The following is a 21622-nucleotide window of genomic DNA, read 5'->3' on the forward strand; positions in this document are numbered from 1 at the left end:
TACAGATCTGCTTATCCATCAAACTTTAAAAAATTAAGCATATTTAAGAACATGTTTGAATTATTTTCAGAGGGCTTTGCTCAAAAAGTTTGGGCTAAGCAAGCGGCTGAATTGTCAATTTCACACATCCCTTTCACTGAAAGGGATGTGTTGGATGCTCTAAGGCAATACGCTCTACATCCTCGTAAACTCTTAGCTCTTAATCCTAAATCCGAAGTCATAACAGTGGTTAATGGCGTGCGAAGCCCACATGCTCTTCCAGACTTTCTTGTTTTAGACACGGATAGGACTATAGAAGAATATACTGCCCGCGTTGATCAATATGCCGAAGGGCAAGAATGGGCGGTCATGTATTATGGGTTATACGCTGCGACCCCCGCACTGTGGGATGCAGCAAAACAGTTTGCAGATCAATTAGCTCATTCTTTAGGTTTTAGACCCGGTGGACGCGTGGATATTGACTGCTTCATAGGCCGATATGCTTCTACCTATGTTGGGGTCCATGTGGATCACGCCCATAATTTTGGTTTTACGCTACAGGATGGCAAAACAATGTTTGCTTGGCCTAGCACACGAAGAGACCTCCAAGGGCTAAAATATCCTGAATATGAGCAACATAAAACAACAGCAATTGCGCTGCAAAATCTGACAGACCGCGTTGCCTATTTTCCCCATGATGCCTTCCATGTTGCCGAAACGGTAGAAAAGATTGCTGTAAATATCAATGTCGCTTTTTGGGAAACAGCACACGATGCACAACACCATAGAGATTATGTCACGCATTTACTCCATCTTGATAATCGAACGCGACATGATATCCGCACATCAGGAAGAGCAAATTTAACCCCTGATAATGCTTTTCAGCACTCCGCACTAAACTCTGCCATCGCACATGGTACCTTAAAACGCCATATGCTTGTTTCTCAATTAATTTGCGATACAAGCTCACGTTTATGTGTCGGTCGTCCCCTTATTGACGTTGCCGAAATTGAAAGTGAAATCACTCTTCACCCACTCGCGACCCTCCAATGGGTACCATTACTAGAAACAAAAGAACTCCTCATCGCGGCAAATGGGCATTGTGCCAGTTTCGAGTATAGCTCTCATTTAGAGAGCTTCCTTTCCCAACTTTCATCCGGAAAAAAATTAGATCTAGCAAAATTAAATGATAAATCCTACAGATATGCGCAGGAGGAAATTTTAAAAGCTGTAAAAGCTTTAGCGTGTTGGGGGGCGTTGTGACAAAGAAAAAATCCATAATTTTCGCCAAAATGGGACTTTTTCTTGTTTTGGGCTTAAGCAGCTTTGCCGATGAAACGGCTCAAGTCACTTTTGCTTTACACTTAGCAGAAAGTACAGCCTCCATTTCAATGCTGCTTTTTGCAGGGCTTATAGGAGGAATTTGCGCAGGTCCCATTGCCCCACGTCTTTTGCATCACTTCCAGCCAGCGCACACAGTGACTGTTGTTTTATTGTTTGAAGCACTCTTCATAGCCGTTGCTGCAATCGCCAACCAGTTTTGGTTTTATATTGCTCTTTCTTTCGCACTGGGGTGTGCAGGTTCACTGTTTTGGTCTGCTATCCTTGTTGCCGTGCCCGACTTCGCAAAAAATGATCAGCAATTAGACCGTATCAACCGCATTATCCAAACAGTCCGTAATCTTGGCTATATTGCTGGACCACTGTTAGGAGGCATGTTGTATGGTTTATCAAACGGGCAAAAAGGGCTCTTTGCACTATCCATCATGGTTCTCTGTGCCGCCTTAATCACCACTTGCTGTTTTAAAAGTTTAAAAATGCATGTGCCAACAACAAGCACAACACAGCCAACCCAAAAGGGACTAGACTTAAAAGGGCTCTTGCGTAAAAAAAAGGTTGTCTCTGCTCTTGCCCCCCTCATCATTACCATCATCCTCACCTCCACCCTCAATGTATTGTCGATTGTCCGCATCCGCACCGAGCTATCCTTCAGTGCACAAACTTATGGAATGATCAGCAGCATGATCAGTCTTGGCCTTGTGGTTGGTCCACTCTGTTTCTCTAGCCTTTTCCACCGCCTTGGCAATGCCGCTGGAGCATCACTGGCTGCTGCAACCATTGGTTTGGCCATTTTCTGTTTTTCCTTAACACCGCTTATATGGCTCATGATGCTGTCATTTTTTATCCTTGGGAGTGCCAACGGTGTACAAAATGCACTCATGGCAAGTTTTATGATGAAAGCGATCCCAAAAGAACAACGAAACAGTCAAATGCCCGCCTATATCTTCATCATACAAACAGCCGTGTGCATTGGTTTTATCAGTGCAGGTTTTGTAAAAGTGCATCACACCCAATACACACTCCTTATCATCGGCATCATTACCATGATCACCGGCATATTAGGCTGTATCGTCAACAGTGCTCTGCAAAAAAAGGAATGGGAGAATGCTTAACAAACTTTACCATCTTGTCTCCTAAAAAACATGCCCCAAAATGGCATGACGATCACCATCCGATCAAATCATGCAACTTCATACCAACCAACGTGATTTTGATAAACCACTCTCATATGACGGAACGAACAACCCCAGCGAGCATCCATTGCCAAAACTTGATATTTTAAAGAAAAAACCGATAACATCATGCAACAAGATCCTATAGGCTTAAATTTTTACCATGGAACAGGCGGTTATGTATGGCAATTAGCAGAAACCCTGCAACATGACTTGAATGAAAATATCCACACCCTTGCCTTACAAAAACCCACACCACCCATAGCAATCAATTCTTTTGCCGTTTACCCACGCAAATTAGACTCCCTAGCACAGGTTCAATGGGCAAAAGATGTACAGATAATAAAAAATAAACCAGCACTCATTGGCAAACGTCAAATACAACCGATCACCGTTGTTTCCACAAAAAGCTTTGCCTTTGGTGGATTTGATTTTCTAACATTTACAGCGCTTCATGAGGGCTGTTCTGTCCAATCCTTGAAAGAAATCAAACTCAATGGTTGCCTTTTTGACGCAGACAATCTTTTGATATCACTGCTACGACACGGTCTCATTCAAACAGATCAACAAGCCTTTTCAAAAGATCATGCAACAGCGCTTTTACGAGAGCCAACATGTCGTATTGTCAATTCTCCTCTCGGGTCCCTTGCCATTAATCAACTTAATGGACGCACAATCCGGCTGAATGAAAAAACCAAACCTCTCTTGCAAAAAGCCACAACAGAAATACATCTTCAACACCCCATAGAACAAACAACAATATTTTTTATCAAAGCGGGAATGCTACGCTTGGTAAAATGATAAGGATCAAAAGATGCCTCTGATAAGACCTGGTATGGGAACAGAAAACAGTATTGAGCTTCTTTACACACTCATTCAAATGGCAAGACCACGCACAGTCCTTGAAATCGGTGCGGGGGATAGCACGCACTTGATTGCGACAGCACTGCAAAAAGCAAAACAAGCATGGGAAGAGGATAAAAAACTTTTAGAATCCTCTCCTTGGGAAGAACGTACAGCTTTGCTTGACCCCTCTGGTGTTCTTGAGAATTATCAACCACGCCTGATCACCATTGATGATTTTTCAGCGGAAGGTCAGTCGGCCGAAGAAGCATGGCAAAAACTGCTCCAAGACGAGCGTATTGAAAAAGACACTGTAACATTTATGAATGAGAATTTTTTCTCTCTCGATGATGCAACTCTCAAATCTTGGGGACCAATAGATTTTGCTTGGATTGATGCTGGAACACCCGCAGATGATGTGCGATTTGTTACCACACTTTGGGAACATATCAGTGCTGGTGGTTATCTCTGTTTGCATGAACCAACCATGACAACAACCGTTGCTCTTAATGGCGCCAACGGGTTAGACGCATCAGAACCCCTTTGTGGGAAGAAATTCTCTACCGCCTTGATGGCTCCTATGAAGCTTTAACCCTCCCCGAAAACCACAAATATCGCCAAAGTGGTCTGGGGATTATTCGCAAACGCACCCCTACAGAGCAAATTGTACGCACACAATCGCTCCAAGCAGAACTCATCGAGATCAATGAACTGCCCCTTCGCAACGATCTTTTGCCTATGGGACAAGAAACTCTACACAAACGCTATACCCGTAATTCACTGATTTCTGCCATGACTTCACCAACACTGCGCACTGTTTACGCTGCTATTATCCTTGGTGCAAAAAATCTTTCTGATATCCTAAAAACTGTCGATTGTGATGCCAAAACTATTCACAAATCGATCAATCGTCTTTTGAATCTTGGTCTTATTCAAAATACAACTGCAGGATTTCAAACGGAAGAGACACCGTGGAAAATGCTCGAAAGTAAAAATGAGCGGGAGAGAGAAAATTTAAGCGACCGCCATTTAGAAACAGAAGAAATGCTGACAAAAATTGCAGAAGCCTTTCAAAGAGAAAAAATCTATAGCGAAATGGAGGTTTCCAAGATATGCAACCTCTTTACGGTCGATTTTGCTAGATTACGACGCACCCTCGTTGAGAGAGGATTTTTACAACGCCATGGGGGAAAATATCAGTGCATGCTCTCAAAAGAGAATTGAATGAAGATTAATTAACGCAATCGTCTTTCTTCTATAGTCCAAGAAAATGCATAACCTTACACGCAAAAATATAATTTCATGAAAAACTTATAAAATTAATTCATCTTATTTATATGTTGACAATCTATGAAGATGAGAGCACCCTCTGCTGTAAGAAATGCAATGAGAAAAAACAAAAACGCGGGGTATTAAGTGATGATCAAAGAAAATTAGGAACGATCAAAATCATCAGAAGCAGATATGAGATCAAGGTCTCAATGCTCTTCCCAATTGTTGCACACACATCAAGGTGCATTATATCGGTATATCACGTCAAGCAACCGCTATTCAATCATGGAGAATTCATGAGTAATATCCCTGCCTATCCTATTACTCCAAACCTACAGTTGGTATACGTATCAAACGTAGAGTATTCTACCGCTTTTTACAAATTTATCTTCAAGAAAGAGCCTATATTCACCTCGCCACGCTATGTTGCATTTGCTGCTGCAGGTGATGCACTCTTTGCTCTCTGGTCTGGAGGCGATACGCCTGAAGAAAATGTGCCTCGTTTTTCAGAAATCGGCATTATGTTGCCTCATGGAGAGGACGTAGATAAGCTATATGCGGAATGGCAAGAGCAAACCACCGTTGAGATAAATGTCTTGAAAGAACCATATACTGACGTATTTGGACGTACCTTCCTCATCAAAGATCCCGACGGTCATATTATTCGTGTTTGTCCACTGGATTAAAAAGCCTTAAATTTGATTTTTAATCGACTGAATGATAATAATTGTCTGTTGCCAAAACCTATAAGCCATGGACGCTAGAGGCTTACTTTTTACCCGTTTGCTACTGTTCCATTCCTTTCAGCCCCACAACCTACCTGTTGCCACAGGCGGTCTAACGGGCTTGAGAATCCGTCAGCGTTATTACATGATCCGTGAATCATGACCTGAAAAAACTTGCGCTATAGGAGCCAAGACGAGAAGCCGGCACGATGATGTCGTAGTTGAACCATCTAGCTATATTAAACATTCCCACTGCCCCCGTTCACGACTTTCAGTACACGTTACAATCCCCGCGCTCGTAATCCTACCCTGCGCCTTCTCGATGTTGCAATGCTTGGTTCTCAATGCAATCTTCTCCAATTTTCAACTCTAAATGAATGAAGCCAAATGAAGTACGCGCCTAGCATCACTCGTACCGCCCTTTGATTAAGGAAAGCTGGGATGAAGGAAAGCTGGAAATCAGACCACTGTGTTTGTGAAAAACTTCACGCGTACGAGAGAAAAAACTATGCGACCGGACTTTCAAAAGAAAAAAACTATAGTGAAACGGAAATTTCCAAGATATGCAAACTCTTTACGGTCGATTTTGCCAGATTACGACGTCCCCTCGTTGAGAGAGGATTTTTACAACGCCATGGGGAAAATATCAGTGCATGCTCTCAAAAAAAATTGAACGATGGTTAATTAACGCAATCGTTCTTCTTCTAAACTTCAAGAAAACGCATAGCCTTACACGCAAAAATATAACTTCATGAAAAACTTATAAAATCATTCATCTCATTTATATGTTGACAAACTATGGAGATGAGAGCCCCCTCTGCTGTAAGAAATGCAATGGGGAGAAACAAAAACGCGGGATGTCAAGTGATGATCAAAGAAAATTAGGAACAATCAAAATCATCAGAAGCAGATATGGGATCAAGGTCTCAATGTTTTTCCCGATTGTTGCGCGAACATCAGCATGCAATATTTTTGTTCAATCAGGGGAAATTTTTGATTGTATCTCATCTTCCTCTCTGAGGCTACAACATCCTCCAGCGTTAAGGGGTGCCATAAAGTCTTGCGTAGAGAGATTTGGTGTGCAATATGCAACCGCGCGAATGTACGCGAAATATATAATTATTTGATGAGCTTGCGTTAAAAATTAAACACCATTTTTCTCGATTCCTCTTCTGTCATATTTTATTCCTATCAGAAAAGCTGTTTTTATGAAATTCTACAAACCTCAAGAAAACAACAACACTGGGAAATGCTGCACACGGCAGCAAAAATATGATTCTAACAAAAGAAACTTTTATAAAGCACCTATGGCAAGGAAAAATTCTATCCTGAAATGATCACTCTTTCTAAAAACATCGTAGAAAAAACCAAAAACAATATTCTTGCAGTGGACTGGCTGGTAAATCAGGAAGAATACTATTTCAACGAAATGTGTACAGCGGAAACAGGGCTCATAAAGCTCCCTCAAAAGATACAACAAAATGTATTTGATCATTTAACAACACTTCTATGGAAATTCCATGGGCAAAAATAAAATAACTTTTTTCATCTATAGCGCCGTTTTTCTTTCTGAATTTTCCTTTTTCTTTGTACTCCCTCTCCTTGGAAACTCTTCTCTCATCACTGCTGCAAATGTTGCGTTTTATCTTTCTGGATCAGTAATCCTTGAAAGCATTCTCATGGTAACCACAACGGGTTTATTAGAGAAACTTTCGCGTAAACTTTTAATGGCTACCGCCTTTATTTTAAGGAGTATAGCTTTTCTATGTGTTATCCTATCGCTTACACCTTCTGCATGGCTGGTCTTTTTTACTTTAACGGCTTTTTCGAAAGCAATTTCAAAGCCATTTTTGAGAGAAATTTTATCAGAACATCTCAATGGAAGTACGCTTAAACGCGCATTAACGCTCTATTCCTTTTTTCAAAACGCTGCTGTCGTTATCGCCCCTCTCGTTGCAATGAGTGCAATAAAATACAATGTATCAGTTTTTTTGATGGCTTTTTTTGCCATCATTAGTTGTTATCTTTGCATTCTATCCATTCAAATTGTTTATCACTACCCCCACAAAAACGCATCCGTTGAAAAGAACAAAACAACAAAGAAGCCTTTTCTTTCTTCTTTAAAAACAATAGGGCATAATCGTTCTATTGCTTATTTGCTGGTCACAGCTTTGCTTTGTGCATTCCTCATGGGAGTTTTTATCACAACCACAACACTTCTCAATAAATTTGACAGCAATCTCGCCCCTTATAGTGGAATTTTCTTTTCAATTGTTGGCATCAGTATTTGTATCTGGCAAGGAATAATCAATAAACATCTTCGCCTTTCCGATAAATCAACTTTTTACCTATTAGGACTTATGGGAAGTTTCTCCTCATTTTTCCTCATGGGTGGCGTCTTTACCGCTGTGACTGCGTTAATTGCTTACAGTGTCTATGAATCTGTCATGATTCCAGAGATATACTCTCAAGCAGGGAAAACAACTGCACCCCTCTCTGCCAGTGTTTTTTTTAGTTATATCCTTGTTGTTTCAAATATTGGCCAAGCGATAGGCTCATGGACAAGTGGATGGATCATCAGCTATTTTAACCAGCATATCGCTTTCATTTTTTGTCTGATTGTTGGTATCTCTGCTTTTGCCTCTTGCCTTTGCCTCAAACAAACGAAAAAGTAAGGAGTTCCAATGTCATATATCATTTTTGCAACCGGTGGCACAACAAGAGTGCCCACAACACTTCGCCATAAATGGCTTAATTATGAGTTTGTAACACACACTGCGGCAAAGAACCTCAAAACTGTCTTTAAAGATTGCTCTGTAAAATCTGTTGCCAATTGCCTCACAGCCGGAGGATTATGGGGTGGTTTTTTATTTGCCCATGAAATTTGTCGCCTTCTCAAAGTACCATATTATCCATTTGCCTCTATGGTTGATCTTGAAACTTTAAGTTCAGCTATAGAAGAATTGTCTCACGATACCATAATATGCTTGCCAAGTTTTGCAGATAAACTTATTATAACCCCTCGGAGGCAAAAATTAAAATCTCTAAAAAACCTATTCTATCTTGGAGAAGCCTTTCAAGCTGAATCTCTTTTGAAAATAAAAGATATAATCCCTGACTTAAGGGTAAAACCTCTAAAGCTTTACCACTCAAGAAACTGGTCCAATAGGATTCCAGTATTCTAAGCTTGGTGGTGACGTTTATCATCTTGTACGACGCATTCAAGTAAAATCAAATCCTGAAAATGATGAATTAATCGTATCCGTTTTTTATCCTGAAGATGCACCATTACTTGAACACGCCACAGGTAATATTGTCCAGATTATCTATCATCAATCATGTAACTGTGGTTACCGTGGGCATAACTTACACCTCAAAGGAAGAACACCATCTTTTTATAATATTATAGGAACTTCAATTTCTGTACACGATTTCACAAATGTCTTAAATCTTCAAGGTTGCGATATTTCGGCTATGGATATTCAGCTCATTATAGTCAATCAATGCGAAAATGGTGTTGGCGTTTTATTGTTTATTGATTCACGTTACGATATTGTAAGAAATGTCCTTTTATCATCACTCTCATCCTCTTATCTGATAAAAGATATAATCAATAAATCTCAATTTTTTCATGTTTGCTTTATGCAATAAAGCTCAATTTATTCAATATTCAAGCTCTGCAAAAATAAAATCCCCTAAATAAAATCTCTTTGTCCAAACATCTGAATACCCTATAGTCCCTAATGATGATTGAGTGGAAATTAAATAAGTTGAGATTATAGCTTCACAGATAAATCCTTATAGTTCATTGTTCTTTCCTTCATAGTTTTTTTCTTCTTAGCATTCGTACAACGTGCATTGCCATGGTCGCGTTTTGAATGGCAAAAAAATAAACAGTATTTGAAACTTTTTTTACAAAATAATTCTCATTAAGATAAAATAAAGAATGGATTTTGTCCTTGTTGAAGCGTTAACATTTGGCTAGGTTTATCGAAGAAGAAGATTTCGATACTCAATGACATCTCCTTACCCACAATAAAGAGATGTATTTTTATGAACTGAGGTATATAAAAAGCAAATATCTTACTGCTATTGAATGCGATACATTTGATCATGCGGAAATTATCAACCTTACAGATACTTGAGCACCCAGTGTCAACAAAGTCTCTGCTCTTTTAAATGTAAAACCCCAAATGCTTATGCAAATAATATCTGTAGAGACAAAACACAGCTAAGAAAAATCTTTTTGGAAAAAGATCTCAATAAAAGGACAAGCAACTGTTATTAAACGGAATGCTTTCCAAGCAGAACATGACCTCTCCTACCCTGTCCTTCTTAAAGAGCCATATGGAATTGGATCCAAAACGTATGGTTTGCAGTTGTTAAAAGAAATCCAAGGCGAGCCAAGAGGACAAATTGGTAAAGCACTTTGCTAAGCTTTTAAAATATCTCCCTTTTAAAATATCTCCCAAGGATTTTTAGAATGTGCATCTCCAAAAAGGGAAAAGCCATCTGTACGCTTTAGCAAAGAATAGACACTCAAAAAATACAGAGGTCAAAATTTCTCACTGCCAAAACAACAGGAACATTTAAGCATATACCCAAATATACAGTGCACGCCTCCCCTCACACCTCACATCTTACAGGAAAAAAAATTCTCAGCTTCATGGGAGCAACCTCTATACCAGGGTTTTATTTACCACTGGTATAGTTGCAAAAACAGCGTTATTAAAAACACCCTCTAAAGCAAATAAAATAAATATTGTGGTGGAAAAATTAAATGTTACGTAAAATTATCAACTTCAAGGCAAGCGTACACCTTGTTCTCATCACCACCCTTTTGAGCAATGTTGGAGTCTTTATGGTTGTTCCTTTTTTGGCGATCTACTTAAGCAAATTGCATTCCCTCAGTGCAATAGAAGTAGGGACCATCATAGGAATAGCTTTTTGGTGCCAAAGAGCAGGCTCCCTTTTCGGAGGAATACTCTCCGATTATGTCCATATCAAAAAAACTATGCTTTTGGGTCTAGCGATGCGGATACCAGGCTATCTTACCATTGGTTTTACGCATAATTTTTATATCCTGCTTCTCTCCTGCATCTTTATTGGACTGGGAAGCAGTATGTATTTTCCTGCTGCAAAATCTTTTTTAGTAAAAAACGTCTCTCAAACTGACAAAGTTGATATTTTAGCCACCAGAGCGATTTTTGCCAACATAGGAACAGCTATTGGCCCATTACTTGGAATGCTCATTTTAAAAATTCATCCTCATCTATTATTTAGCCTCGTTGGGTTTATTTTTGTTTTATTATTTCTTCTCAACTGCACATTAAAAGAAAGTCCGGGTACCACTACACTCAGTAAAATAAATTTTTCTGATTTTCGAAAACTGCTTACCAACAAGACGATGCTTTGTGTAGTACTTTTTACGTTTTTATTTACCTTTCTTTATATACAACTCGAAGTCACGATCCCCCTGTTTGGTGACCAAACTTTTGGGAAAAGTGCCCCCTCATACATTTTTCTCCTCAATGCTCTTATTGTCATCTTTTTCCAAATACCTGTCTCAAGATGGTCTTGTAGGGAAAATTCCAAAATGCCTATAGTCTTATCCTTTATTTTTTTTGCACTCTCATTCTTTATTCTCCACACTCTTGATCATTCTTATCTTAGTCTCTTTTTAGCAATCATCCTTTTTACCTTTTCTGAAATCATTATGCGCATACGCCTCGATTATGATGCAACAAACATAGATGAACGCCTCATCGCTAGTGCATTTGGCATCATGAGTTTGTCAAGTGCTTTTGGAGGAATGGCAGGAAGTTACTTCGGCTCTCTCTTATACAACAAAGCTCTTTTTGGTTTATCCGCTTGGCAAATGTTGAGTATTGCCTCTTTCAGTGCTGCTTTTCTCTCTCTCCTGCTCTTCATGAAAAAAGCAAAAAGGTAAATTCAAACAATCTCACGTCTGATCTTCTCATCATACAGAAAAATAAGCCTTCCAGAATGAATTGCACTAATTGCAAGATTCTTTGCATTTATTGACACTTGAGATCAAATAATTGCTTCGGAACGCATCCATTATTTTTACCATTATACAACTTTATAAAAAACAGCTTTATTTTCATGTCCTTTGCACCTCAAATCACGAAAACAGTATCAGATGTAGGATAGTAGGGCTTTTTAGGCAGCCTGATAGCACCATAATTTCTAGTGTAGGTTATATTGTGGTTATGCCTTCATTTCAGGCATTATGCGCATTGGCTATTTTCAATCAAAAATTATCTTTCATCCTTATAAGACAAAATGATAATTTTTTATCCTCACCATATATTTTTGCATACTATTACACATGATGCAAAAGCGTTACGCCTCACTATTATAATAGTAAAAAAATATTTTTTTAAAACATGATATAGTATTTCTTATGCAAAATTCTTATACGAAACACAATATATCCGTGCGACCTTTTTACCACAGGTCATGCAATAGAAATCGCATTCTCACAACAAACTTATATACTATTTTTTCATATTATAAGGGCATATAATGCAATTATCATCACCGCAAAAAATCTCAGAAAAACAAAATTCCTCCTGCAATCATTGGACTACTCCCGCAAATATTTGCAGACCATTATACGATTAAGGAGTTAGATCACTTGTTTTTTAAATTATCTGCTCCTGATGAAACAGAAGGGGATAGCAAAGCCTTTAAAACCAAGAAACAACTCCAAGCCATCAACATGGAATGTGATGAACCGATTGAAATCCTTAGCAATCTTATTACGGATTTTATGAATAAAGAGCATTATAATTATCTTCACAAGAATTCCCAGCTAAAAGAAGATCAATGTCAAGTTCTAGAAGTTTTAAAGAAAATTGGATTAGAATATCACAGTGAAAGATATATTATTAAAACTGGTCTCCTCTCTACAGAAGCATTGCAAAAAGAAGTTGCAAAGAACGGACTGTTAGCAATAGAAACCGAAACAAAGAGAGCATTAGAACAAATAGAAACCGATCCAATGGCTTCAGTTCTCTATGCAGCAAATTTATTGGAGGCATCCTGTAAAGCTTATCTCAACCACTACTCTATCGCATATGAAAAAACAGCCCGTACGCTTCCTGATTTATGGCAACAAGTCGCAGAGCATGCTAAGATTCGTCCAAAAGATATGGAGAAAGAAAAAGCTAAAGATCTCGATGTCAATGACTTAAAAATGATCGCATCTAGTCTATATATAGAATTGCAGAGGGCACCATGAAGTTAAGAAACAAACAAGGTGCAGCCCATGGTCACTCGGAAGAAAGCTTTCGAAAAATCAACCTCAATCCTCGTCATGCGCGCTTAGTTGTTAATGCAGCCTCTGCCCTTGCAATGTATATCTTAGAATTCCGTCACAAAACAACATAAAAATGCTCTCGATAACGAGATAGATTGCCCCACATAAATTTTTCATCAGACCGCAAACAGATCTGTAAAATCGGTCCAGATCTTATAAAAACGGCAAACCATGTGACTTTTGGAGCAGAGCCTACACGCTTGTATAGGCTCTGTTTTGCACTTATGCAGAAAGAATTGACAGTAAACAGACTCCTCGATAAACTCACTAAGATCCATTTACACAATAGTTTAATTTAGGAGCAAAGGGCGGGACCTCAAGGGGAATATCAGGGAACAAGCATTGGGGGGAAAACCATCAGCTCTCTCCATCACATTCACCCCGATATCACAGTCCTCACAAACAGTTATTCATTCTCAAAACCTATGATTTATGGGGAGCAAATATTTTAAAGAATTCAGCAGGGGGCATAAAAATGCAAAAGAGAGATTCCTATAGCAAATCAGAAAAGTATGTCATTTATACCGTCATTATTTCCAGTATACTGCCCTTGCTCGATGGAAGCATTGTTAATGTCATCCTCCCCAGACTTGCGCATTATTTTTCAGCGGGAGAAAATAATATACAATGGATTGTAACCTCCTATTTTCTCGCCACCGTGCCCGGACTTTTGATGGCCGCTTTTATGCAAGGGAGAATAGGAATCAAAAAAACTTGGCTGCTTGCAAACTGCATTTTTATGCTTGGATCATTGGGAGTAGGATTAAGCTATAATTTTCAAACCATGATCTCTGCCCGTATCATTCAAGGTTTTGGAACAGGTCTCTTATTGCCCCTAAGCCAAACTATTATCGCCTTACAATTTGGACAGACACGGGTGCGCCAAGCCATGGGAACCATAGCCGTACCAACGGTTTTTGCTCCAGCCTTTGGTCCACTGGTGGGCGCTTCAATTGCTCAGTATGTATCCTGGCGGTTGTTATTTTTTATCAATATTCCCCTTATTCTCTTGGCTCTCACCATTGGAGCAAAACATTTAAAAACCAACAAAACAGAAAAAACAAAATTTAACTTACTGGCATTTTTAACCTTTTCCCTATCCCTTATTTCGTTTTTTTACCTCACAGAAGCTAGAAACATCAATAACAACAACATCCTCTCTATCATAGCACTGATAGCAGTCATCTCTCTCATATTGTTCATTGTTTCTAATCAGAAAGCAAAAAACAAATTAATCATCTTTAGTGGATTTACAAATGTACGCTACACATTGCTCATGATCATGGGGCTTATTGCTTCCTTTCTTTTTTATAGCTTTCTTGTTTATTTCCCCTTAGCACTCGCGGAAGCCCCCCATGAAAAGAGCCTTCTCCTCATCGGCGCCCTCCTTGCTCTACAAGGAGTAGGTGCATGGATTGGCAGGAAATTTATTTATCAAAAATGGAAAGAAAAAACGCCCTTTTTCATGATCGGAATTGGTTTGCTGATATCAAGCTTTGGGATATTATGCTTTGGCTATACGATAAGCATGGATGGGCTGGGATTCTTACTAAGAGGTGTAGGGCTTGGCATTACCACCATTGTATGCCTTTCCGCCCCCATCCAATATGTCAACAGTTTATATGTCAAAGATACAGCAGTGATCACACGCATATTACAACAAATAGGTGGTGCTTTAGGCGGTGTATTTGCTGGCTATTTGCTCCATACACTGACAAAAGGATACCTCTCCCTCAATCAAACATATTTCATATTCTTCCTCTTCTCTATCGCTGCATTTTTACTGTTTTGCCTCACACTCTCTCTATCGCGTAAAGAGAAGAGCGCAAATCTATGAGATCCTTTATTTGAACACCATAACATTTGCAATGATGACAAGATTATAGAACATTTGTTATGTCGGGAAAAACAACGTGCCTCATTCTCATACCTCAGACAAAGTATTAAAAATTCTATAATCACAAGCTATTTTAAAAAATATTTTTGTAAATCTTTTGTGCTTATTATACAGACATCAAAAAGCGTATCATTACTTTCAATACAAGTAAGCGACATAAGAAATTTCATATGGAATAATAAAAATAGTCTTTTACAAATTGCAATATTAGAGCAAAAATTGCACTTGCTAATTGATACAAAAAAATAAAATAGGAAATGCATTTTAATCAATATAAAAGCAAATTATTTTATAAAAGAAAGTACAAAAAACCACAAAGCACCCAGCACAACTTTAAAAGGTAATAAAAAACACGTGAGCAATATGAAAAAGCTAGACAGCAAAAGCATGGATATCGTGAAACAAAATATTCAACAGTTGAAACAACTGTTCCCTGAAATATTTTCAGAGGGAAAAATTAACTTTGACCAACTGCAAGAACTTTTAGGAAATTACCTAGTTAAAAACGAAGACCATTATAATTTCACATGGCATGGGAAACGTGCAGCAAGTCGTCTTGCTCAAACACCAAGTACAGGAACGCTACGCCCTTGCAAAAAAGAAAGTGTAGATTGGGACACCACACAAAATCTGTTCATTGAAGGTGACAATCTTGAAGTTTTAAAACTTTTGCAAAAACCCTATCACCGTCAAGTAAAAATGATTTATATCGACCCTCCTTATAATACGGGTAATGATTTTGTTTATAAAGATGACTTTAAAGACGGTATACAAAACTATCTTGAAATGACAAGGCAATTGGATAACGAAGGCAAAAGAATAGGAACAAATTCAAGCAGTGCAGGTCGCTACCATACCAACTGGCTAAATATGATGTATCCACGCCTCAAACTCGCACGGAACCTGCTACGCGATGATGGTGTCATTTTTATTTCCATTGATGATAATGAGGTACATAATCTACGTAAATTATGTGATGAAGTCTTTGGTGAAGAAAATTTTATTGCACAATTAATTTGGCGTCGCCGTGCACCATCAGGAATGTCAGAAAATAACGTTTCCATAGATCATGAATATGTACTTTGCTATCAGCGTAGCGGAATTTTTGAGTTTATGGGAAGAAAAAAAATTTTTGATAAATATCAAAATCCTGACAATGATCCGAGAGGACCATGGATTGCGGACAATTTAACCGTTGGAATGAATGCCTCAATGCGTCCTAATCAAGCCTATGATCTTATTGATCCTAGAACTGGTCATATCTTTCCCTATAATCCCAATAGGGTCTGGGCCTATATTCCCGAAAGCATGGAACGACTGATAAAAGAAGGAAAAGTTTTATTTCCTATAGATACAAATAAGCGGCCAATGCTTAAACGATTTCAAAGTGAACTTAAAAGCAATTATAATCCTTTCTCTAGTATTATGACGGACATTGTTGGATTAAACACCGAAGCAACCCGAATGATACAAGAAATACTTCATGGAAACATATTTGATTACTCAAAACCGATATCTCTTTTAACGACATTGTTAAAGCAGATTACAACCAAAGATGATCTCATTCTTGACTTTTTTGCAGGTTCTGGGACGACAGCGCATGCGGTCATGCAGTTAAATGCCGAGGATGGAGGCAAACGGCGTTGCATTTCAGTGCAACTACCCGAGCCCACAGACGAAAAATCCGAAGCTTTTAAAGCGGGCTATAAAAATATTGCTGAAATATCCAAAGAGCGTCTTCGCCGTGCTGGGAAAAAAATCAAAGAAGAACAAAGTGCTCAACTAGATTTCAATGAAAATGGTGGCATTGACACAGGTTTTAAGGTTTTTAAACTTGATAGTTCGAATATCAAACGCTGGGAAGCAGATTTCGACACACTTGAAACAGACCTGATTAATGCTGTGGACTATCTCAAGCGGGATCGTTCCAATGAAGACCTGCTTTATGAAATTCTTCTCAAATATGGGTTTGATCTCACTGTTTCCATAGAAATGCGTCTCCTTGCCCAAAAAAATGTCTACATTATTGGACATGGCGCTTTGATTGTCTGCTTAGATACAGATATCGATATGGATGTCATCAATAGCATTGGCACCCTTAAAGAAGAGCTACAGCCGGATATTATGCGCGTTGTGTTCAAAGATGACAGTTTTAAAGATGATATCGTTAAAACCAATGCTCTGATGTGCCTAAAACGCTATGGTATTGCTGATGTTAAAAGCCTATAGAGAAGACAGCTATGAAAATTAAATTTGACCCCAATCAACACCATCAACGTCGTGCATGGGAATCTGCTGTAGGAGTTTTTGAGGGTCAAGAACTTGATAAAGCACTGTTCTCTATGCCTTCATTAAGCAAAAATGAATTTGAAACTCACTTAACACAGCAAAGTGATATAGGCTTTGGCAACCGCTTACGTCTTTTGCCTGAAGAAATATTAGAAAACATCCAAAATATTCAACTCCGTAATGGTTTAAAGCAAACCAAAGAGTTAAAAAGCTTTGATTTTACCATTGAAATGGAAACAGGTACGGGCAAAACCTACGTATATCTACGATCTATTTTTGAAATGAATAAACGTTATGGTTTTTCGAAATTTATTATTGTGGTTCCTAGCATCGCGATTAAGGAAGGCGTTTTTAAAACTCTAGAAATGGCAAGAGCACATTTTAAAGAGCAATATGATAATATCCCCTTTGACTATTTTGTTTATGACTCCAGCCGATTGGAGAAAGTCCGTAGTTTTGCGAGCAATGATTATATCCAAATTATGGTGATCAATATTGATGCTTTCCGCAAAAGCTTTACGGATCCATCAAAAGAGACCAGCGCAAATATTATCCACCGCTGGAATGATAAAATGCAAGGCGTACCGATTGACTTCATAAAATCTACTCACCCCATTGTGATTATTGATGAACCGCAAAGTGTGGACACGACCGCCAAATCAGGAGAAGCCATCAAAGCTCTTAATCCACTTTGCACCTTCAGATACTCTGCGACACATATTGATAAACATAACATGCTCTATAAGCTAGATTCCATTGATGCCTATGAGAAAAAATTAGTAAAACAGATTGAGGTTGCTTCTATTCAAGTCAAAGATGGGCATAATAAAGCGTATATTAAGCTATTGGCTGTTGATAATAAGAAAGGTCACCGCGCCAAGATCGAACTAGATATTCAGCAAAAAAACACGATTAAACGTACTGAAAAGTGGGTAAAACAAGGAGATGACTTGCTTCGTATATCTGGCGGTCGCTCTCTTTATGATGGCTATGTTATCAATGATATTTATTGCGAAGAAAGCAATGAATATATCGACTTCACCAGTAAGCCAGATATTATTCGCCTGCACCATGCGATTGGTGATGTGAATGAGGATGAGTACAAAAGACTACAAATCCGCAAAACGATTGAAGAGCATTTAGATAAAGAGCTAAAGCTCACACCAATGGGAATTAAGGTCCTTAGTCTTTTTTTCATTGATAAAGTAGCGAATTACCGAGACTACACTGCTTTGGAGCAAAAAGGCAAATACGCTCTCATTTTTGAAGAAGAATATGCAAAGGCAATTAAAAAGCCGAAATACCATAGCCTTTTTTCTGAAATGGACACGGATAGTCTAGCCTCACAGGTTCACAATGGTTATTTTTCTGGTGATAAGAATGGTGTTAAAGATACCAACGGTTTTACAAAAGCTGATGAAGATACCTATAGCCTTATTATGAAAGATAAGGAAAAACTTCTTAGTTTTTCTTCTAAGTTAAAGTTTATTTTTTCTCATTCCGCTCTCAAAGAAGGATGGGATAATCCCAATGTCTTCCAGATCTGTACACTTAATGAAACAAAATCTACCATAAAAAAACGCCAAGAAATTGGACGCGGGCTTCGTATTGCTGTGAATCAGAATGGGGAACGGGTCCACGGTTTTGAGGTTAATACACTAACGGTTATGGCTAACGAGTCCTACGAAACTTTTGTCGACGATCTGCAAAAGGAAATAGAAAAAGAAGAGGGTATATGTTTTGGTATTATTGAAGAACATGCCTTTGCCAATATCGTCATTGAGAAAAACACCGGAGAGCAAGTGTTTCTTGGTGCAAAAGCCTCAGAGATTCTTTGGAATAATTTCTTGGCAAAACAATATATTGACCAACACGGCAAAGTAACAGACAAACTAAAAAAAGCTCTGAAAGAAGATAGCCTTACACTTCCTCAACAATTTGAAGCGCAAAAAGAAGCGATTACAGCCACTCTTAAAAAGGTTGCTGGCGGATTAAATATTAAAAACAATGAAGATAAACGCACAGTATACTTAAACAAAGCTATTTTTGAAAGTTCTGAATTTAAAGAATTATGGGATCGTATTAAATATAAAACTATCTATAATGTGGAATTTAATCCAAATAAGCTTATTGAAAAGTGTGCCACGAGCATTCAAAATAACCTCATCGTCAGCAAAACAAAGTTCAATTATACTCGAGCAAAGACTGAAATCAGTAAAGCCGGTGTGAACATCACTGAAAGTAAAGAAAGCACTCATATATATGATGTGCGTGATTATCAAATTCCAGATATTTTAAGTTACCTCCAGAATGAAACGAATCTTAAGAGATGCTCCATTCTTGATATCTTACTCAAGAGTGGGCGCTTGAATGACTTCAAAAACAATCCCCAAAAATTCATTGACGAAGTAACAAGGCTTATCAAGCGTGAGATGCAGCGTTTTATAATTGATGGTATCAAATACTACAAAATTGGTGATCAACATTTTTATGCACAAGAGCTTTTTGAAAGTGAAGAGTTGATTGGATATTTGAATAAAAATATGATTGCATCCGATAAATCGGCCTATGATCATATTATTTATGATTCAGATATTGAATCTGATCTTGCACAATCATTTGAAAAAAATGAAGAGATAAAAGTTTATGCCAAACTGCCTAAGTGGTTTAAAATTGATACCCCCCTTGGATCATATACCCCTGATTGGGCTGTTTTATTCGAGCAAGACGGACAAGAAAAACTGTATTTTGTTGTGGAAAGTAAAGGGAGTATTTTTGAAGACATGTTGCGTGAGCTAGAAAAAGCAAAAATCCATTGCGGTCGCGAACATTTTAAAGCTTTAGGAGTAAATACCCAATATATTGTTTCGGATAATTATGATACTTTTATCAATCAAGCAACGCAAAAAAATACAGTAACAACTTGAAAAACTGTTGAATCTATAGGATTTTGCCTTTATCTAGCTTTAAAAAGATGTAGATTTTTACTGTTTTGTCTAGGTTTTACTATGGAGAGGTTGCATGTAAAAATTCCCAACATTATTGCTATTGCAACAAAGGTCAAAAGCTACCTCACGGACAGAGAAAGATGATAATTCCGGTATATGATGCAAAAGTGTTGGAAGGAAAAGGTAGCATGTTGTGCAGAAGATAGAGATGTGGGCTCTGCAGATAAGATAAGGTGGGAGATATCATAAAAGAAAGAGAAGCATAAATTTGGTTCCTGCAAACCTTTTATGCATAGAGTTCCACACCTACAGGCTTCTTAAGCTCTAAAATTTGGCATACCCAAACACTTGCACTGTTTGTCATGTTATGGTTTTTCTGTGCTATGAGAAATTCTCTGGAATCTATAATATTGAATTTTCTGATGATGTTTTTCGAGGTCCCACAAAAGTAAGCACACGTTTCAATGCAAGATAGCCCCATAAGCGCAATAACAGACAGCCCTACAGCATTCCTCACATCAACGATATTGGTTTTGCGATAGTGATCTTTTACTTTTATCCCTCTCTGCTACACCTTGCGCTGTGTCAAATTACCCCATCCTTTTTATTGATAGGTTCACACGAACGCCCCCCACATCCGGTGTTTTTTATGATCATCAGTTTAGTGGAATGTATAGATGTTTTTTCTGGATTTATGTTTTGATTTTTTGCCTCACCGCTTTTTCAACGGATATGGATTTTATAAACAATGCAAAGAAGCAATAAGGGCATGGGAGAAAGTCCAATGTTGATGTTTTTTAGATCTCATAGTTAAGGCCGGTTTCAACGTCCATAGGCGACAAAATTCGCTATTGCTATACAAAAACACGAACAACATTGAATATTTTCCCCCTCTGTTCTCTTTTTCCCCGCGACCTGCCCCATCCTTTAATTTTTCATCAGACCGCAAACGATCGGTAAAACCAATCCAGATCTTATAAAGACAGCAAACCATTTGACTTTTGGAGCAGAGCCTACACATCTGTATAGGTTCTGTAAAGAAGAGAAGGATTTTTGTATGTTTTAGCGTTTTCAGTCATGATTGAGTTTTCCCCAATTCTTAGGAGTTTTATGGTTAGAGATCAGTGTTTAAGAAATATTTGGTGGGTATTTCATCATGATAACTCATGAAGTTATTGCGATTGAGCAAATATTTTAGTTTGTAAGAAGATAGAGTATTTAGCGTTTTATTGGCAAATTTTCATCCTTGAAAGATTGAAGTCAGCATTTTTTTGCCGCTTTGTCTGCTTTAAGAGACAAACAAGCTCTCATCACTGGTTTGCAAGAGGTTGTCTTTTATGTAATGTTAAGGTTATACAAAAGCAACTGGTTATGAGGGTAAGAAGCTTGGTTTGTTCTTTCTGATCAGTAAAGCAGTATCCTCATTTTATTATTAAAGATTGATGTAAGATTTTTTGATTGTAGCAATCTCGTTTGAGCGTAATCTCTTTCAGCAACATGACAGGGGCTTTAGTCCAGTTAGTGCTTTTTGCAGCCCCTGCTCTGTGCATAGCTTGTTTGTAGGTACTGCATTTATGCGCAAACATTTTTGCTTTTAGCGATATTATTTTGAGATTTTTGATAGTTTTTTTATTTAGATTTGATTTGGTTGCGGGGGCAGGATTTGAACCTGCGGCCTTCAGGTTATGAGCCTGACGAGCTACCGGGCTGCTCCACCCCGCGTTATGTATATTAAAACAAGAATTTTTTGTTGTCTACTCTGCGTATAGCGCATGAGATTTCCATTTTATATTTTTCGCTTAAAAAGTTTT

At 38.2% G+C, this 21622-nt stretch carries 16 protein-coding genes and 1 tRNA gene; 15 read left to right on the forward strand and 2 right to left on the reverse strand.

Annotated features, from left to right (window positions below; all coding sequences use genetic code 11):
* Positions 1–51: 51 nt before the first annotated feature.
* Both BTR_RS09000 and BTR_RS09005 read left to right on the forward strand, forming a co-directional pair.
* A complete protein-coding gene (locus BTR_RS09000; RefSeq protein ID WP_012232246.1) occupies positions 52–1242 on the forward strand; it encodes a hypothetical protein in 1191 nt (396 codons plus the stop codon).
* Positions 1239–2432 carry an MFS transporter gene (locus BTR_RS09005; protein ID WP_012232247.1) on the forward strand — a complete coding sequence of 398 codons (1194 nt, stop codon included), beginning with the start codon at positions 1239–1241 and terminating at the stop codon, positions 2430–2432. Before BTR_RS09000 ends, BTR_RS09005 begins: the two co-directional genes overlap by 4 nt.
* 68 nt (positions 2433–2500) lie before the next feature.
* Here the strand turns inward: BTR_RS09005 and BTR_RS13665 are convergent, their stop codons facing one another.
* Positions 2501–2623 (reverse strand): hypothetical protein, encoded by a 123-nt coding sequence (locus BTR_RS13665; protein WP_280109578.1) that lies wholly within the window; start codon positions 2621–2623, stop codon positions 2501–2503.
* On the opposite strand from BTR_RS13665, the gene BTR_RS09010 reads away from it, so the two are divergent.
* From BTR_RS09010 to BTR_RS09065, 13 genes are all read left to right on the forward strand, one after another.
* The gene (locus BTR_RS09010; protein WP_012232248.1) at positions 2622–3293 is read left to right on the forward strand and encodes a hypothetical protein; all 672 of its coding nucleotides are present in this window, start codon (positions 2622–2624) and stop codon (positions 3291–3293) included. The two genes, BTR_RS13665 and BTR_RS09010, sit on opposite strands and share 2 nt — an antisense overlap.
* Positions 3294–3306: 13 nt before the next feature.
* Positions 3307–3927: a class I SAM-dependent methyltransferase gene (locus BTR_RS13505; RefSeq protein ID WP_244393440.1), complete on the forward strand. Its 621-nt coding sequence runs from the start codon at positions 3307–3309 to the stop codon at positions 3925–3927.
* The gene (locus BTR_RS13510) at positions 3879–4559 is read left to right on the forward strand and encodes a DUF2087 domain-containing protein (protein ID WP_244393442.1); all 681 of its coding nucleotides are present in this window, start codon (positions 3879–3881) and stop codon (positions 4557–4559) included. The genes BTR_RS13505 and BTR_RS13510 overlap by 49 nt, the downstream gene beginning before the upstream one ends.
* A gap of 344 nt (positions 4560–4903) precedes the next feature.
* A complete protein-coding gene (locus BTR_RS09020) occupies positions 4904–5293 on the forward strand; it encodes a VOC family protein (protein WP_038474672.1) in 390 nt (129 codons plus the stop codon).
* Positions 5294–5773: 480 nt separating this feature from the next.
* Positions 5774–6016 carry a DUF2087 domain-containing protein gene (locus tag BTR_RS09025; RefSeq protein WP_038473937.1) on the forward strand — a complete coding sequence of 81 codons (243 nt, stop codon included), beginning with the start codon at positions 5774–5776 and terminating at the stop codon, positions 6014–6016.
* Positions 6017–6852: 836 nt separating this feature from the next.
* On the forward strand, positions 6853–8007 hold the full coding sequence (locus tag BTR_RS09035; protein WP_012232250.1) for an MFS transporter: 1155 nt from the start codon (positions 6853–6855) through the stop codon (positions 8005–8007).
* Positions 8008–8016: 9 nt separating this feature from the next.
* A complete protein-coding gene (locus BTR_RS09040) occupies positions 8017–8517 on the forward strand; it encodes a hypothetical protein (protein ID WP_038473943.1) in 501 nt (166 codons plus the stop codon).
* 1595 nt (positions 8518–10112) lie between these two features.
* Entirely contained in the window at positions 10113–11282 is a 1170-nt protein-coding gene (locus BTR_RS09045; RefSeq protein WP_012232251.1) for an MFS transporter, read from the forward strand.
* A 711-nt stretch (positions 11283–11993) separates the two neighbouring features.
* On the forward strand, positions 11994–12599 hold the full coding sequence (locus BTR_RS09050) for a hypothetical protein (RefSeq protein WP_012232252.1): 606 nt from the start codon (positions 11994–11996) through the stop codon (positions 12597–12599).
* Positions 12596–12748: an abortive infection family protein gene (locus BTR_RS13515; protein WP_244393444.1), complete on the forward strand. Its 153-nt coding sequence runs from the start codon at positions 12596–12598 to the stop codon at positions 12746–12748. Before BTR_RS09050 ends, BTR_RS13515 begins: the two co-directional genes overlap by 4 nt.
* 404 nt (positions 12749–13152) lie before the next feature.
* On the forward strand, positions 13153–14514 hold the full coding sequence (locus tag BTR_RS09055; protein WP_012232253.1) for an MFS transporter: 1362 nt from the start codon (positions 13153–13155) through the stop codon (positions 14512–14514).
* A gap of 423 nt (positions 14515–14937) precedes the next feature.
* Positions 14938–16803, forward strand: a complete 1866-nt coding sequence (locus BTR_RS09060; RefSeq protein WP_012232254.1) for a site-specific DNA-methyltransferase — start codon at positions 14938–14940, stop codon at positions 16801–16803.
* 11 nt (positions 16804–16814) lie between these two features.
* The gene (locus BTR_RS09065) at positions 16815–19790 is read left to right on the forward strand and encodes a type III restriction-modification system endonuclease (protein WP_012232147.1); all 2976 of its coding nucleotides are present in this window, start codon (positions 16815–16817) and stop codon (positions 19788–19790) included.
* Between the two features lie 1666 nt (positions 19791–21456).
* Here BTR_RS09065 and BTR_RS09070 read toward each other — a convergent pair.
* A tRNA-Met gene (locus BTR_RS09070) sits at positions 21457–21533 on the reverse strand.
* Between the last annotated feature and the right edge of the window lie 89 nt (positions 21534–21622).

The sequence above is a fragment of the Bartonella tribocorum CIP 105476 genome (assembly GCF_000196435.1).
GTDB lineage: Bacteria > Pseudomonadota > Alphaproteobacteria > Rhizobiales > Rhizobiaceae > Bartonella > Bartonella tribocorum.

What these genes read in the sequence shown, in the direction of transcription:
- BTR_RS09000 (WP_012232246.1), top strand. Translation starts at nt 52, where the DNA reads ATGTTTGAATTATTTTCAGAGGGCTTTGCTCAAAAAGTTTGGGCTAAG.
- BTR_RS09010 (WP_012232248.1), top strand. Translation starts at nt 2,622, where the DNA reads ATGCAACAAGATCCTATAGGCTTAAATTTTTACCATGGAACAGGCGGT.
- BTR_RS13665 (WP_280109578.1), bottom strand. Translation starts at nt 2,623, where the DNA reads ATGATGTTATCGGTTTTTTCTTTAAAATATCAAGTTTTGGCAATGGAT.
- BTR_RS13505 (WP_244393440.1), top strand. Translation starts at nt 3,307, where the DNA reads ATGCCTCTGATAAGACCTGGTATGGGAACAGAAAACAGTATTGAGCTT.
- BTR_RS09020 (WP_038474672.1), top strand. Translation starts at nt 4,904, where the DNA reads ATGAGTAATATCCCTGCCTATCCTATTACTCCAAACCTACAGTTGGTA.
- BTR_RS09025 (WP_038473937.1), top strand. Translation starts at nt 5,774, where the DNA reads ATGAAGGAAAGCTGGAAATCAGACCACTGTGTTTGTGAAAAACTTCAC.
- BTR_RS09035 (WP_012232250.1), top strand. Translation starts at nt 6,853, where the DNA reads ATGGGCAAAAATAAAATAACTTTTTTCATCTATAGCGCCGTTTTTCTT.
- BTR_RS09040 (WP_038473943.1), top strand. Translation starts at nt 8,017, where the DNA reads ATGTCATATATCATTTTTGCAACCGGTGGCACAACAAGAGTGCCCACA.
- BTR_RS09045 (WP_012232251.1), top strand. Translation starts at nt 10,113, where the DNA reads ATGTTACGTAAAATTATCAACTTCAAGGCAAGCGTACACCTTGTTCTC.
- BTR_RS13515 (WP_244393444.1), top strand. Translation starts at nt 12,596, where the DNA reads ATGAAGTTAAGAAACAAACAAGGTGCAGCCCATGGTCACTCGGAAGAA.
- BTR_RS09055 (WP_012232253.1), top strand. Translation starts at nt 13,153, where the DNA reads ATGCAAAAGAGAGATTCCTATAGCAAATCAGAAAAGTATGTCATTTAT.
- BTR_RS09060 (WP_012232254.1), top strand. Translation starts at nt 14,938, where the DNA reads ATGAAAAAGCTAGACAGCAAAAGCATGGATATCGTGAAACAAAATATT.
- BTR_RS09065 (WP_012232147.1), top strand. Translation starts at nt 16,815, where the DNA reads ATGAAAATTAAATTTGACCCCAATCAACACCATCAACGTCGTGCATGG.